This window comes from Altererythrobacter sp. Z27 (assembly GCF_052683155.1).
In genome coordinates, this window is sequence record NZ_JBQYMC010000001.1 from 2,368,693 (window position 1) to 2,382,725 (window position 14,033).

The 14,033-nt window shown below is 58.1% G+C and carries 13 protein-coding genes; 9 read left to right on the plus strand and 4 right to left on the minus strand.

Annotation, left to right across the window (positions count from 1 at the left end; all coding sequences use genetic code 11):
- Positions 1-169: 169 nt before the first annotated feature.
- Together ACUJ47_RS11515 and ACUJ47_RS11520 are read left to right on the plus strand one after the other, a co-directional pair.
- Positions 170-1,657 carry an oligosaccharide flippase family protein gene (locus ACUJ47_RS11515; RefSeq protein WP_445538535.1) on the plus strand — a complete coding sequence of 496 codons (1,488 nt, stop codon included), beginning with the start codon at positions 170-172 and terminating at the stop codon, positions 1,655-1,657.
- 169 nt (positions 1,658-1,826) lie between these two features.
- A complete protein-coding gene (locus ACUJ47_RS11520; RefSeq protein WP_445538536.1) occupies positions 1,827-2,069 on the plus strand; it encodes a hypothetical protein in 243 nt (80 codons plus the stop codon).
- A 37-nt stretch (positions 2,070-2,106) separates the two neighbouring features.
- Here ACUJ47_RS11520 and ACUJ47_RS11525 read toward each other — a convergent pair whose 3' ends face one another.
- From ACUJ47_RS11525 to ACUJ47_RS11540, 4 genes are all read right to left on the minus strand, one after another.
- Positions 2,107-2,457, minus strand: a complete 351-nt coding sequence (locus ACUJ47_RS11525) for a hypothetical protein (RefSeq protein WP_445538537.1) — start codon at positions 2,455-2,457, stop codon at positions 2,107-2,109.
- Between the two features lie 135 nt (positions 2,458-2,592).
- On the minus strand, positions 2,593-3,096 hold the full coding sequence (locus tag ACUJ47_RS11530) for a PilZ domain-containing protein (protein WP_445538538.1): 504 nt from the start codon (positions 3,094-3,096) through the stop codon (positions 2,593-2,595).
- Between the two features lie 222 nt (positions 3,097-3,318).
- Positions 3,319-4,638 carry an exopolysaccharide biosynthesis polyprenyl glycosylphosphotransferase gene (locus ACUJ47_RS11535; RefSeq protein ID WP_445538539.1) on the minus strand — a complete coding sequence of 440 codons (1,320 nt, stop codon included), beginning with the start codon at positions 4,636-4,638 and terminating at the stop codon, positions 3,319-3,321.
- Positions 4,639-4,885: 247 nt separating this feature from the next.
- On the minus strand, positions 4,886-5,593 hold the full coding sequence (locus tag ACUJ47_RS11540) for a polysaccharide biosynthesis/export family protein (protein WP_445538540.1): 708 nt from the start codon (positions 5,591-5,593) through the stop codon (positions 4,886-4,888).
- 170 nt (positions 5,594-5,763) lie between these two features.
- Between ACUJ47_RS11540 and ACUJ47_RS11545 the strand changes: the two genes are divergently transcribed.
- From ACUJ47_RS11545 to ACUJ47_RS11575, 7 genes are all read left to right on the plus strand, one after another.
- Positions 5,764-6,921 carry a glycosyltransferase family 4 protein gene (locus ACUJ47_RS11545; RefSeq protein ID WP_445538541.1) on the plus strand — a complete coding sequence of 386 codons (1,158 nt, stop codon included), beginning with the start codon at positions 5,764-5,766 and terminating at the stop codon, positions 6,919-6,921.
- Positions 6,918-7,685: a WecB/TagA/CpsF family glycosyltransferase gene (locus ACUJ47_RS11550; RefSeq protein WP_445538542.1), complete on the plus strand. Its 768-nt coding sequence runs from the start codon at positions 6,918-6,920 to the stop codon at positions 7,683-7,685. Before ACUJ47_RS11545 ends, ACUJ47_RS11550 begins: the two co-directional genes overlap by 4 nt.
- Positions 7,686-7,829: 144 nt before the next feature.
- Positions 7,830-9,293, plus strand: coding sequence for an AAA family ATPase (locus ACUJ47_RS11555; protein WP_445538543.1), 1,464 nt, complete (start codon positions 7,830-7,832; stop codon positions 9,291-9,293).
- Positions 9,286-10,698: a GumC family protein gene (locus ACUJ47_RS11560; RefSeq protein WP_445538544.1), complete on the plus strand. Its 1,413-nt coding sequence runs from the start codon at positions 9,286-9,288 to the stop codon at positions 10,696-10,698. The genes ACUJ47_RS11555 and ACUJ47_RS11560 overlap by 8 nt, the downstream gene beginning before the upstream one ends.
- The gene (locus ACUJ47_RS11565) at positions 10,695-11,426 is read left to right on the plus strand and encodes a tyrosine-protein kinase family protein (RefSeq protein ID WP_445538545.1); all 732 of its coding nucleotides are present in this window, start codon (positions 10,695-10,697) and stop codon (positions 11,424-11,426) included. The genes ACUJ47_RS11560 and ACUJ47_RS11565 overlap by 4 nt, the downstream gene beginning before the upstream one ends.
- Positions 11,423-12,787, plus strand: coding sequence for a hypothetical protein (locus tag ACUJ47_RS11570; protein ID WP_445538546.1), 1,365 nt, complete (start codon positions 11,423-11,425; stop codon positions 12,785-12,787). Before ACUJ47_RS11565 ends, ACUJ47_RS11570 begins: the two co-directional genes overlap by 4 nt.
- 12 nt (positions 12,788-12,799) lie before the next feature.
- Positions 12,800-13,942 carry an NAD(P)/FAD-dependent oxidoreductase gene (locus ACUJ47_RS11575; RefSeq protein ID WP_445538547.1) on the plus strand — a complete coding sequence of 381 codons (1,143 nt, stop codon included), beginning with the start codon at positions 12,800-12,802 and terminating at the stop codon, positions 13,940-13,942.
- Positions 13,943-14,033: the final 91 nt, after the last annotated feature.

Genomic DNA, 14,033 nt, shown 5'->3' on the forward strand with positions numbered 1-14,033 from the left:
ACTGGCGTCCAAAAGTGGCACGGCTCTGCAAACGCATTGAAGTTTCGTAGGCGAAGTGTGAAAGAAGGTACTCCGTGCATTCGCGAACTGTGGCTGCCGGTGATTATTTGACAGGCGCTGCCTTGCGAACAGTGCGTGAGCGATCTCAAGCTGAGCTTTCGAGGGTGGCGTGACGACTGAACCCGATCTTGTCACCAGGCAGTTGGGGGCAAATGCTTCTTCCAAGACGGTCGGCAAGGCATTCTTGTGGTCCATGCTCGGCAACGGCTTCGGCCAGGGCATGTCGCTGTTGCTGTTCTTGTTCCTCGCGAATTTCGTCAGCCGCGAAAGCTTCGGCCTGATGGCTGTCAGTCTCATGACAATTGAATTCGCGCGGCAACTGGTCCTGGATCCGGTTGCCATCACGCTGAAATCCAAACCGAATGTGAGCGAGCGTGATCTCGACCATGCGTTCACCTTCGTTTTGATGGCGTCAGTACTGATTGCTATCCTGCTCGCTGCCCTCGCTGTTCCTTTGGCCCGCCTTTTGGGAACGCCGGACAGCGCCAAATACCTGCCATTCATAGCTCCCATCCTAGTCGGCTATGCCCTGACAATGATCCATGACGTCTGGCTTAGCCGGTCCATGAACTATCGCGCGCTGGCGCTGCGGAGCATGCTGGCGGTGTTGTCCGGAGGGGTCGTCGGAGTGTGGATGGCACTGAACGGCTTCGAAATCTGGAGTTTGATTGGCCAGCAGCTGGCGATCAACATAGCGAGCGTTGTGACTTTGTGGCTCGCCACCAGCTGGCGCCCCAAACTGGTTCTCTCGCTCAACTGGATCAGATCGCATAGCAAGCAGGCGATCCATAATTCCATCTGCAACCTATGGAACGCGCTTAGCCAGGACTCGGCGATCTATTTCGTCTCGGCCTTTCTCGGTCCTGTGGCCGCCGGCCTCTACAATGCCGCCCGCAGGATCCTGCTGGCGGCCACGATCACCCTTACCTTCACGATCCAGTCCGTTTCGACGGCGGCGCTGGCCAATATCGGAGACGAGCGGCAGCGGGCGAAATCCATGCTCGCAGGCTTGAGTGCCACATGCCTGGTTACCATGCCGGCCTTTACAGGGCTCTCGCTCGTCAGCTCGGACGTGGTCTCGCTTGTGCTGCCCAGCCAGTGGCAGCTCGCTGGAACGGTGCTCTCCGTCATTTCCTTTGGCGGCATTGCCCTGACTTTGCATACTCTGGGTGGGGCCATCCTGAATGTCGCGCAGCGGGCGGACCTCCATAGTTTGTCTTCAGGGGTTACGGCATTCGTCGCCGTTGCAGCCCTGTTTTTCGTCTCCGAATTCGGGCTCACGGCAATAGCATGGGCTGTTGTGGCCACCAGTTTCGTTACTCTGCCCTTGCGATATTATCTGGTCCAACGACGGACGAGCGTGACCTGGCCCGCGATCGGCGCCGCGATCGCGCCGGGCCTTGCGGCCAGTGCAGTGATGTATGGCGCCACTTCGCTGGCTGCCGTGTCGCTCGGGCTTGGGCAGGGCCTCGTCGCACTTTCTTTTGACGTGCTTTTTGGGATTGCGAGCTATTTGTTCGCTTTGCGGATCTTCTCCCGTCGACATTTCACGATATTGCAGGACTCAATCTTGCAAATTCGGCGACGAGGGAGATAGATGCCACAGGAAGCGACTGCGTGTCGACCAAGGGTTGTCGTGAACCAAAGCCGTGGATTGGTTGCCCATGGATGGTTCACCTGTTCCGCCGCGCGGGCCGCTGAGTGATGCAACATTATTGCCAAATACAGAGGCAATGTGCGGAATTCGAGTGAGGAACTCCTGATAGATGCCGGACGACGTGAATGATAAAAGCCAGTCGCGTATCAAACTCAAGATCGTCAGCGCCACCGGGGAAGAATGGTTTCAGGAAGCCAGTTCGGTCCCGCGCGTGGGCGATCGCTGTTCGGTCTGGACCGACGCTAACCGGATAGCCTGGTCGGGCCCCGTCGAAAGTGTGAACTGGTGCTACGCCAAGGATTTCGACGGCACATTCGTCATCGTACAGCTGGCGCCCAACGAGGCCATCTAGCTGCTTCAGCCGACGCGGGCATGCGACGGGAGAACTCTCAGAGCGTGGAATTTGTCACGTTGCGGAGCCTCGGAGTTTGATCATCGTCCGGCCCGCTTTGCAGGTCGATGATCGAAACTGCCGCCGACTCGTCGAGGTTCAGCACGTCTTCCTGCTCGCTTTGCTGGGCGTGCCAACGGGACCCGGGAGTCGCAACACTTCGCAATTGTGTGACGGCGGCGTCCAGTTCAAGTTGGCAACTGATGATCTTTTCAAGCGCGTTTTCGCGCGCCCTCTTGGCTTTTTTCAGCGCCTCGTCGGCTTCCATGTAATCGGTTTCAGCCTTGAGGAGTTCGCCTTCGATCTCTCCCAAGGGGCGCGCTTTGCGAATTCGTGTGGTCTCGTTCAAGCTTCGCTTCTCCATCAAAGAGACAGGTTCTTTAATAGGCCTTTGCAAGCGATAGGTCCAGCATTCGTGCTAACCAGGGCAAAATCTTGCCTGCTTCGGGGCTCTCGTCCCGACGGTGGTACGGGCTCGCGCGCTTCAAATGAGCGACCGAACCGCCAAGATTGACAGGATTGTAAAGGCCCAGGCGGACAACACCATGCCGGTGAAGATGCGTAGTCGCGCCGTTCTGGAAAACATCCCATCGGCTGCCTCTCGCAGACCCCCCAAGTCCCTTTCGCTATTATTTTGCACGACACCGTTACTCTTTGTTTTATTTGGCGAACCCGTCTCCGCAATCAGCCTGGCTGCGGCAACCTCTCCTTGTGTAAGCCGCTGATCAAATTCTGCTCCTAGCAGACCGTTTGCGACCCAAACAACGCTAACAGGCCTGCTTATACTATCGGAGGCGCGAATATACAATTTTTCACCCTGGCCTGCCGCGAAGTCTTCACCGCGCAATTTGACCATCACGCCCGTGTCCGAAAGATTCACTATCGCCGTATCCAGGCTGGCGTTGCCCTGGATCAACTTGGCGTCGAGAAACAGTTGATATCGCGGGGAAAGGCGATCATCCCAGATCAGTTGCGGCTGCGAAGCCATGATGATTGTTCCTCCGGTAACCTGGTTGGTGAAAGCCCAAATCACCTTTGGTCTGGCACTTCATGGTTAAGGATTCCCTAAGATGACGGGCTAAAAACCGGGATGGAATGTGGAACAATCGGGACAGGTTGAGGCAGCGGGAAAGACCTTGCGACGACAAGGAGCGGTCGCAGTAAGACGCGCGGCAGATGCGCTGCCTCCACAACCCGGACTGGAATGGCTTCAATAGGCGTTGGGGTGAACCATCACCAGGGCAGTGCGCGCGATTATCGAGAAGTCCCTCCAGATCGACCAGCCCTGAATGTATTCCAGGTCGGCCCGCACCCTTGCGCGGAGGTGATCCTTCGTCTCGGTCGCCCCGCGAAAGCCGCGTATTTGCGCAAGACCGGTGATCCCCGGTTTCAGTGCATGGCGATACCAGTACTTGTCGTCGACCTCCCAAAACAGCTCGTTCTCAGCGCGGGAGCCGAGCGCATGCGGCCTTGGGCCAACGATGCTCATGTTGCCGATCAGGACGTTGAACAGCTGCGGTATCTCGTCAATGCTCGACTTACGCAGGAAGTGGCCGAGTTTCGTGATGCGTTTGTCGTCGCGAGAAGCCGAGACATTCCCGTTCGTATCCGTGCTGTCCGCACGCATCGTCCTGAACTTGTATATCTCGAAGATGACGTTGCCTTGCCCAACCCGCGCTTGCCGGAAAAACACGGGTCCCGGGGAATCCAGCTTGATGAAGATTGCCGTCATAATGATGAGCGGTATGCACAAAAGGAGCATGATCGTTCCGATCACCAGATCGAGTGTTCGCTTGGCGAACCTCTGATTGGTATCAAGCGGCCCGGTCGACACAATCAGCGTGGGTTGGTTCATGTGATGGCCCACGCCGATCGGTGAAATGTTATCGTAGTTGGGCAGGAGTATCTCGCCCTGGACGCCGCTCCATCGCAATACATCCGCCCAGCGATCCGCGGATTTGCGTTTGCACGACACGATCACACGGTCAGCGCCATTGATGTACTTGGCAAACTGTATCTGCGTTTCGACGTCGGTGGGCTCCGGACAAGGCGCAACAACCCACTGGGAATCCGGCGCACATGCCATTTCGCAATGCAATTCGCTGTCGAGGATAAACACCCGCTTGACCAGTTTCCTGCCAAACTGCCGGTCCACCCACGAGCGAAAGAGCGTGCGGGACAAAATCAACAGGCAAGCGGATAGGATCAGCGACATGAGGCTCATCGCGCGCGAGAAGTCTGGGCCGACCTTGAGAAGGTAGAAGGTCAGGAACAAGAGACCGAAAGCTGTCAAAAGCGATGACAGCGAGCGTTTCAGCCCGACTTTGATTTCGGTTATCGCTTCGAGCGTATAAGCGCCCCAAGAAAAAGCGCCTAGGACATAGAAGATCGTGATCGAAACGACCAGGCCTCCCCAGCCCTCGGCAGCTGGATAGCCGAACCGGATAAGGCTGGCGATCATGAAGCTGGAAAGGACAACGGCCAAGTCGATGAGCAAGACCAAGAGATAGATCTTATACCGCAGTGCCACGGGGTCAGGACCCCCGCCCAGAGCAAGTGCGCACGGGCACCGGTGCTCTATGTTCTTGGTATTCCACGGTGCCGATCCATTCGCTCTGGTTGTCTGGTTGTTGGGCTAACGGTTCTACGCATAGCTGGCGGATATGGACTGCGAAGTCTCAATTTTGGACTGTCTTGCGGTGATACAGTCCGGAGGGAGCATGCTTCCGGGTCTCCTCGATATCCGGGGCTGGGCGGGTCCGATGATGGCGGCTTCGCTAGAATACGGGGATGAATGAGCCTGGCGTCGGGAAGAGACGTAGGTCGCTGAAGAAGCCTCGAACGGCATTCTCGCCCACTACCACAATGTCGTTAGCGTAAATCTGCGGATCGACCTGCCGACCCGACCGAATATCGTTGAGGCTGAACAAGGCCGCCTGGCGCTGTTGGTTCACGTCGCGAAACACGATGACGGTGTCAAGGTCGGCAATTCGTTCGACGCCGCGTGCCAAGGCGACGGCCTGCTGCAAGGTCATTCGACCCGTCACCGGATACATGCCGGGGCTCTTTACCGCGCCATCGACGGTCACGAGCTGTGAGCGAGCTTCGGTAATGTTGACCGAGACCTGTGGGTCGAGGAGGTAGCCTCCCCGCAATTTGTCCGCGATCATATCGCGTACCTGCGAAGGGGTTTTCCCTCCGACCATTACGTCGCCCACGACAGGAAGCGAAAAGTTTCCCGACGCATCTACGGCCCCCTCTCGCTTGAGCTCCGGTGCCTGAAGCACTTCGACGGTGAGCACATCATTGGGACCGATGCGATAATTCGAAAAATCCTGCGCCACCGTAGTCGCGTCCGGCTCCGGCAAGGAATCGGTCACGTTGACGGCCGTGCTCGAGCGATCGAGGCCGATCGTTGACATGCATCCGGCCAGTGCTGCGCAACTGAAGAGGAGTGCAGTTGCGGGAATAACGCGGTTGCGCATGCTGGAATTCCCTTTTGTGTCTTGGTTAGATTTGCCGACTAATTCTAATCTTATGACACAATCCTCGCTTTTGTGAACCGGAACTAAGAGCTTGTTTCGCCGTGTTCAAGAATGGTACGATCCCTTGTAGGTGATTGTGCGGCGTTAGTTAAATGGCCCATAACTCGACGATGTTGAGCGACGACGATTCTGGCCGCAAGTTGAGCATAGTTCATGCCGTGCGCCAGTTTGCGCCGGCTCATGGCGGCTTGGAAAATTTTGTTGCGCAGTTGGCGCGGCGTCAGGCGGCTGCCGGAAACAGGGTGCGTGTCGTCACGCTCGACCGAATCTTCGCCAGCGAAACGCAAGGTAAATTGCCGGCCCAGGAAGACTATTTCGGAGTAGAAGTCCGGCGCGTCCCTTATTTCGGTTCGACCAGATACCCGATCGCACCTCGCGCTTTGGACTTGGTCAAGGGTTTCGATGTCGTGCACGTTCATGCGGTCGATTTCTTTTGCGATTATCTGGCGCTAAGACGATCTTCGCACTGCACCCGGATGGTTCTCACCACCCACGGCGGTTTCTTTCACACCAGGTTCGCTGCAAGGCTGAAGCAAGTCTACTTCAGATTGGTGACCAGCCGAGCGCTGAAAAGCTATGAATCGGTATTGGCCTGCAGCACGAGCGATGCGGACCAATTCCGAAGGATCGCCGGCGACAAGGTCGTTCTCATCAATAACCCAGTCGACATCGACAAATTTGCCGGTCTGGCGAAGCGTCAAGACAAGCGGATCGTGTACTTTGGCCGGTTCTCGTCGAACAAGCGTCTCGAGAAATTGCTGGCATGGTTCAGCGAGGTGAGAAATGCCGATCCTGACTGGCGACTTGTGGTCGCGGGTCGCGAAATGGACGTCACGCGTGAGCGACTCATGCGCTTCGTCGATGAACTGGGCCTTTCTGGCAGCGTCGACATCCGGGTGTCGCCTAGTGATGACGAATTGTGCGAGATCATCAGCTCTTCCAGTGTCTTCTGTTCCAGTTCCGCATACGAAGGGTTCGGACTGGCAGCAGTTGAGGCCGCAAGTGCGGGCCTCTTTCCCGTGTTGAGTGATATCCCGCCGCACAAGGCCCATGTGGATGCCATTGGTCTGGGAATGCTCGTCGATTTCGAGGACGAGGTTGCCAGTAAGGCAAGCGTCGCTCCCTTTTTCGAAGCGGAGCAGCGTTTCCGGCGGGAAGTCTCAATGGCTGACGTCGAGCAAGCAGTGCAACCGTTTGGCTGGAAGAAGGCCATCGACAAGTTCGATCAGGCTTACCTTCAGGCCGTTGGAGCGGGGGGGCAGGCATGACCGGCCTGGCCCACGAGACCAAGAGAAGGCTTGGCCCAGTCGATGTGGACGTGACCAGTTCCGATTCTGCTTCCAGGGTCATTCTCGACGCCATGCGCGAGCGACGCTCGCTTCTGGTCGCCTTTTCCAACGCAAATACGATCAACATCGCGCGCAAAGACTACCGGCTGCAGCGGAGCCTGGCCTCAGCCATGGTGCTCAATGACGGCGTCGGGGTGGACCTGGCCAGCCGGATCTTGCACGGTCGGTCGTTCCCGGAAAACCTCAATGGCACCGATTTCTGCCCACGTCTGCTTGAACTGGCCGACAACGGGTCGCGGGTGTATCTCCTCGGCGGAGAGAAGGGTGTCGCTCAAAAGGCCGGGGTGGAGATCGAGCGACGCTATCCCGGTGTCCGGGTAGTCGGGACCCGCGACGGTTTTTTCGGCCCGGGCGAAACCGACGAAATACTGGCGGAAGCAATGGATGTGGGGGCTACGCTCATGCTCGTTGGCATGGGGCAGCCGAAACAGGAAATCTGGGCAGCCCGCCATTCGCCGCAGTTTGCCGGCCCTATGATCTGTGTCGGCGCCTGCCTGGACTTCCTCGCCGGGAAGTTTCCGCGGGCTCCTCGGATCATTCGCCAGTTGCGGCTCGAATGGGCGTATCGTCTAATGAAGGAGCCAAGACGCCTGGCGCGACGATATCTCGTCGGCAATTTCGTATTCCTCTTCGGTGTCTTGCGTGAAAAGATGGGTGGAGGGAACAAGGACGGGAGCCACTGATCCGCGCTGCGCCGCGCGGTTTTAGACGTTAAAAAACAAGCAAGTAACGGGTTATCGCAAAACAGATTTCATTGACGTCCAACTCTCGCGAACGCGGGTTCGGCGTCTCCGGTTCGGAAACCGGGTGGAACAATAAGGAACGAGATGCGGCCTGATTCCAACAGGCCTGGCTCGTTTGGTAGAAAAGAGCTCGTTATGGCTAAGAATCGTTGGTTTGCATCTCTGGGATCGCGCAGCAGGCATGAAGAGCTTGAGCCCGATGACTATGGCTGCGAGCAGGAAGATCCGGGCGAAGATAGTGCCTCAGGCGAGGAAAATGCCGAAACGGACGAGCTCGATCAGCCGGAGCCGTGCAAGGAATTGGCTGACGGCGCCAAGGCTGGCGGGCTTGTAACTGAGCAAGGCACCGAAGGCGAGAGTCGGTCGTTGCAAGTTCCAGAGGACCAGGGCCTGGTTTGGGAGCCATCCGCTGAAGACATGATCTACAGTGCTTTTGATGCTTCCCAACCCGCGAACCAGCCTGTTGACCTTCGCGGGCGCGACAATGAACTGCGTACCCTCCTTGGCGCGGTTCTCTATCGACGCAATCACGCGTTCATTGCCGGATTGCGCGGGTCGGGCAAGACTTCGTTACTGCGCGTTTTTGGGCACCTGGCTGACCGTGACGGTGTCGTTGTGGTCAATACGTCCTGCGCCAAGGACACGCAGTTCGGTGCGCTATTTCGTGAACTTCTGGAGCAGATTCCCTATTCGTGCGTCGATCCGGACAAGGCCGATTTATTCGAGAGTCGCGTCGAAGCCTTCGGGCGCGACGGTACGCCGCTCCAGGCGGTCACGATCGCGGCCATGGTCGAATATTCGCAGGTTGTCATGGTCATCGACGAGTTCGACCGGGTGCAGTGCGAAGAGGCGCGTGCCGATATCGCCGCTACCCTGAAACTGATCTCCGATCGGCGCTTGCCCGTAAGGATGGTGCTGGCTGGCGATGAGGCAAGCTTTGTTGACATCATCGATAGCCACCCCTCCTTGCTGCGGCACGTTACTCAGGTGCTCACCAAGCCGCTCGAAGAAAGTGCAATTCTAAGCCTGTTCGATATTTGCTCGTCGCGCAGCGGCATAAGCTTTTCGGACGAGGCCAAGGACCTGCTGGTTCGCACCGCTATGGGCTCCCCCTATCACGCCCGGTTGTTCGGAATGAACGCTGCGATCGTAGCGGCCGGCCGCGGGTCCAAGGTCGTGTCGGAGAAAGACGCCTACACCGGGCTCGCCCACAGCTATCAGGAATGGGCCTCCATTAATCCCGACGATGCAACGGTGTTCCGCCGGATCGTCGATGGCTGGCACGGCAATCCTGCCCGCTTTGTGGAGTTGAGCAAGGCGCTAGTGAGTCCCAAGGGGAGCATGTCCGATGCCCTCGAAAATGCTGTTCCTGAATTGCGTGACCGCGAGGTGACCGAGGAACTCGACGCTTTCGGAGGCGCGCTTGTCCACACAAAGGAAGGCGCGGTCTTCCGCGACGGTACCGCACCGCAATTCCTGGTCGCACTGCAGGCCATCGGCCGCGAGCACACCAGGCGCAAATATGCCAGCGAGGAAGCCGATGTATAGTATCCTGGACGTTCTCGACGCCGTCAGATTCCGCTGGAAAGTGGTGGCCATCGTCTTCGGTGCCGCAATCTTGGCGGCGCTTGCCTATTTGCTGGTCGTCACTCCAAAATACGAGGCGCGCGCCAGTCTCATTGTTGATGTTGATCAGCCCGACCCGGTCGACGAGCAAGCCCAGCGCTCCGAAATAAAGACTGTCATGGCAACGCAGGCGGAGCTGGTGACATCGCCAGGCGTTGCAAGCCAGGCAGCCGTGAAGGCTGGGTTCGACAAGGACGATGAGGTGAAGGGTGCCTGGAAGCGCTCTGGGGGCGACAAGCCCTATGCCGAGTGGTTGACGGTCTGGATACTGGACCAAGTCAATGTGAATATCGGGAAAGACACCAACATCGTCGCGATAAACGCCTCTGCTCGGTCGCCCGAAGATGCCGCGCGCATCGCCAATGGTTTTGCTGACGCGGCAGTGGACTCGCGCTATGAACTGCGCACCGAACCGGCCAAGGCCTACGCAGCGTGGCTTGAAAAGCAGGTCGATCTGGCCCGCGTTGAAGTGGAAGCGCGCGAAAAGACCCTCAGCGAACTGGTAAGCCGGACCGGTCTTGCCCAAGGCAATGATCTGAGTTCTGAAGGCACGCAACTGGCGGACATTGCCGGCCAGCTGGCAATTGCCGAAGCGCGTGCGGCTTCGGCAAGGCAGTCTGCGTTCGCTGACGAACAGGGTGTCGGCGATGCCGAAAACAGCGAGGCGATCCAGCGTCTTCGTACGGAAATCGCGCAGGCCACTGCGTTGCTTTCGCAGCTAAAGGCCGTTTACGGGCCAACCCATCCTGAGGTGATGAAAACGACCGCGCAGGTAAGAACGCTCAACGAGCGACTTGAAACAGAGCTTGCGACAGTGCGTGGCGCTTATTCCGGTGCGCGGCAGGCTTCTGCGAACGCGGAGCGCGCAGCGGCGATCGCCAGCGAGGCGAGACTTCGGACACTGGAAGCCGAGCAGCGGAGGAGGTTGCAAAGCCAGGGTGAGAACGTTGCGCGCTACAACACCTTGCAAAACGAATTCGTGGCTGCGCAGCAAAATTTCAACGCGTTGAGTGAGCGCCTTTCCAAGATGCGGCTGCAAAGCGAAGTGCCACAGACCGAAGTTCAGGTTCTCGATCGCGCTTCGCCGTTCCTGACTTCGCGCGTGCCCAGCATCCCATTGACTGTGGCTCTAGCCGGATTGCTCGGAGGGTTGATCGGAGTGTGCCTTGCCATCCTCCTCGAATACCTCAATCCGCGTGTCCGCAGCTGGCGCGGAGTAGAGCGGTTGCTGGGTGCCCGCGTCATCGGCCGCGTTGCGCTGCCAGCGCCGGGCCCCCTCTCTATCGGCAAAGGCGATGGTCCGAGGTTGTTGGGAGGACCGGCATGACCATGGAATTTCTTCGCCCTCTGACGCGGATTTTCAGGCGTGGATTGGATGCCGAGACCGGCTCTGAGATGTCGCCCTATGCGGACCCTCAGGAATCCGGTGATCTCGACGCCGACCAATTGGCAAGCAGGGCAGCCTGGCGCGAGGCCTATGCTGTGCAGATCAAGGAGATACTGGCATCGCTGATCGACAACCGCTCGCATGACAGGAATCCGCAAAAAGTGGTCATGGGCGGAATCAACTGTGCGAGAGCCGTCACTCCAACATGCGTAAGCCTTGCAATGGCCTGCGCCAGCAACGGGCTGCGCGTGTTGTTGGTCGATGCCAACTTCGTGGCACCGCGGTTGCACGAAGATTTCGGGGTCGACAACGAAATTGGCATGTCCACACTGCTTTGCAGTTCAGACCCCCCGCACCGCATGATCCAGCGAACCGAGTTTGCAAACCTTGACCTATTGACCAGTGGTCCGTCCCTGCCGGGTGTTTCGAGCAGCATGGCGCGCCAACGCCTGTTCCATCGCCTGCAGCCGATCGGCAAGCGCTACGATTTCGTGTTTGTCGATGCGGGGCAGCTTGAGCAGTACCATCTGGCAAATATTGCGATCGGCGCCGACAACCTGGTTGTCGCGGTGCAGGAGCATGTTGCCTCGTTGCGTGAGCTTGAGCGCGTGTGCCAGTTCCTGCGTGGCGAAAGCGTTCCTCCTCCGTCGGTCCTGATCGTCGAATGAACGAAACGTCTCGCCTGACGGGCACACCGGCCGATAGTTTGGCGAGGAAATGGAAGAGCGCACGCCAACAGCGACCGACGCAGGACCTGTCGGTCGAACCGATGCCCTTGCCGACCGAAAACCCGCCGGTCTCGAAAGGTGCGTTCGAATGGCATTCGCTGATCTGGCCGGCCCTGGGATTGGCACCGCTGGTCCTGAACGGTTTGCTCGCGATCATCAGCGCGCATGTGTTCCGGCTTGGTTTTAACCAAGTCGCTCTGGCTGAATTGCTTCTGCTTTCCTCGGCAATCGTCGCTTTCCTGCTGACGCCCAAGGGCCCCAAGGACCTGGCGCCCGTCGCCCTGCTTGTCGTTTTCATTTTGATCGCCCTGTGGGTCTCTTTGCTTGAGAACTCGCTTCAGGTCGGGATGATAAGAAATATCGTGATCGTCACCGCTTTCACGCTGGTTGGATTGCGATATTCCCAGCAACAACTGCGAATGACGATGAATGCCGCTGTCTTCATTGTCACGGCCATACTCGTTATCGAGATCCTGTCGGTCGGCACCTACGTTGCCATTTTCCAGCCCGCCGAATATTTCGCTGCGACCCGCGGCCTCGACGTTCCCGATTACGACGAGAGTGGCCTTTTTGGTAACGCGCTGGGCTGGGAAGGCCGCTTTTCCTTGTTCAACATCATGGATCACCGCGGTTCGTCGGTGTTTCTCGAACAGGTTTCCCTTGGCAATTTCGCGATGATTTCCACGCTGTATGTCTACACTTTCTGGACCGACCTTTCGAAGCAAGAAAGGATCTGGCTTCTCGCTGCGGTCGCCCTGATGTGCATTGCGACTGCATCGCGGACGGCCTCGGCCCTGTTCGTGCTTGCTCCCCTGATCGCAATTACCGGCCCCAAATTGCCGCGCCTCACACCGCTCACGGTGCTTCCCCTGTGCCTCATCGTGGCGGTCGGGCTGTATAACTTCCTTCCTCCGACGACCGAGGACAATCTTGCCGGACGCATCGGCTATACCATGCGCAGCCTGTCGGGACTGGAGCTGTCGGAATATCTCGGCACCGCAGCGAGCACAGCAAGCGACTACGTCGATAGCGGCTACGTCTATATTATCACAGCAAGTACCGTGTTCGGTTTGATTGCCTATTGGCTGTTCGCCTCGCTGTTCTCCGCTGGCGAAACGCCCAGGTCCAAGGTGTGCGCGCAGTTGACCGCGACCTATGTCTTCATGAACATGCTGGTTAGCGGGACTTCCATTTTCTCGGTGAAGACCGCACCGTTTCTATGGCTCATTGTCGGGTGCGTGGCGGCCAGCATGTCGGCTCCACGCAGCAGCACCGCCCTTGTCGCAGGGCGGCGTCTCTAGGGGAACCAGCGGATGCAGGGGGAATCCGATTTTGATGTCGTGATAATCGGTGGCGGCGTTGTCGGCCTTGCTTGCGCCGCTTACCTTGGCGAACTCGGAAAATCCGTTGTCGTGCTCGAGAGTGAAGGCAGGATCGGGACGGGCATCTCATCTCGCAACAGCGGCGTTATTCACGCTGGCATCTACTATCCTACCGGGAGCCTCAAACACCGCCTTTGCCTTCGAGGAGCAACGCTCCTTTATGAGCACTTGCCGAAGTTTGGCGTCCCCTTCCTTAAATGCGGCAAGGTCATCGTTGCCGCCAGTGGACAAGAACTGGAAGCAATCGAGAGGCTTTATGAGCGCGCGTGTGAAAATGAAGTTCCAAATGTGGCACTGGCAACGTCTGACCAGATCGCCGCGCTTGAATCGGCTGTCCATTGTGTAGGAGGAATGCTGTCGCCCGAAACCGGCATAGTGGATGTCCACGCCTATATGCTTTCATTGCTGGTACGCATCGAAGAATCCCGAGGCGTTGTGGCACTGAACACGCCCTTCATCGGTTCTCAGAGCGACGGCAGCGCCCATGTGGTGACGACAGGCGGAGCCGATGAAGCAATCCTGCGGACGGATTGGCTCATCAATTGTGGAGGCTTGTCGGCGCCGCAGATTGCGCGGCGAATTTCGGGGTTTCCCGAATCCAAGATTCCACGTCAATGGATGGCCAAGGGGCATTACTTCAGCTTATCGGGCCCTTCACCGTTCAAGCGCCTTGTCTACCCTGTCCCCGGCAACGGGGGCCTCGGTGTTCATGCCACGCTGGATCTGGCTGGATCGGTACGGTTCGGGCCGGACATTGATTGGTCTACGGGCGATTTGGCCGCCGACGCACTGGATTATGGCGTTCCCGATGAGCTGCGGGACTCGTTCGCGGCTTCTATCCGCACCTATTGGCCGGACTTGCCCGTGGAGAAACTGGTGCCGGATTTTGCCGGTTACAGGCCAAAGATTTCAGCACCCGGCGAAAGTGCGGCAGATTTCTCGCTTCAGTTCGAGGCCGATCATGGCCTCCCACGACTCATCAACATGTTTGGGATCGAGAGCCCCGGCGTAACGTCCTCTCTGGCGATTGCAGAACTCGTCTCGAACCATGTTGGCTCGGACGGCGAACGCTAGTCGCAGTCAGGCGCAAGTGATCCTGCAAGCGCTGGAGCGATTTGTCGTCCATCGCGTCAAAGGGATGGCACCTCGCGCGCCAGTTCGCTAA

Bases quoted from the DNA above. Each gene is read 5' to 3' on its own strand.
- ACUJ47_RS11520 (WP_445538536.1), top strand. From the start codon at position 1,827: ATGCCGGACGACGTGAATGATAAAAGCCAGTCGCGTATCAAACTCAAG.
- ACUJ47_RS11530 (WP_445538538.1), bottom strand. From the start codon at position 3,096: ATGGCTTCGCAGCCGCAACTGATCTGGGATGATCGCCTTTCCCCGCGA.
- ACUJ47_RS11540 (WP_445538540.1), bottom strand. From the start codon at position 5,593: ATGCGCAACCGCGTTATTCCCGCAACTGCACTCCTCTTCAGTTGCGCA.
- ACUJ47_RS11545 (WP_445538541.1), top strand. From the start codon at position 5,764: ATGTTGAGCGACGACGATTCTGGCCGCAAGTTGAGCATAGTTCATGCC.
- ACUJ47_RS11550 (WP_445538542.1), top strand. From the start codon at position 6,918: ATGACCGGCCTGGCCCACGAGACCAAGAGAAGGCTTGGCCCAGTCGAT.
- ACUJ47_RS11555 (WP_445538543.1), top strand. From the start codon at position 7,830: ATGCGGCCTGATTCCAACAGGCCTGGCTCGTTTGGTAGAAAAGAGCTC.
- ACUJ47_RS11560 (WP_445538544.1), top strand. From the start codon at position 9,286: ATGTATAGTATCCTGGACGTTCTCGACGCCGTCAGATTCCGCTGGAAA.
- ACUJ47_RS11565 (WP_445538545.1), top strand. From the start codon at position 10,695: ATGACCATGGAATTTCTTCGCCCTCTGACGCGGATTTTCAGGCGTGGA.
- ACUJ47_RS11570 (WP_445538546.1), top strand. From the start codon at position 11,423: ATGAACGAAACGTCTCGCCTGACGGGCACACCGGCCGATAGTTTGGCG.
- ACUJ47_RS11575 (WP_445538547.1), top strand. From the start codon at position 12,800: ATGCAGGGGGAATCCGATTTTGATGTCGTGATAATCGGTGGCGGCGTT.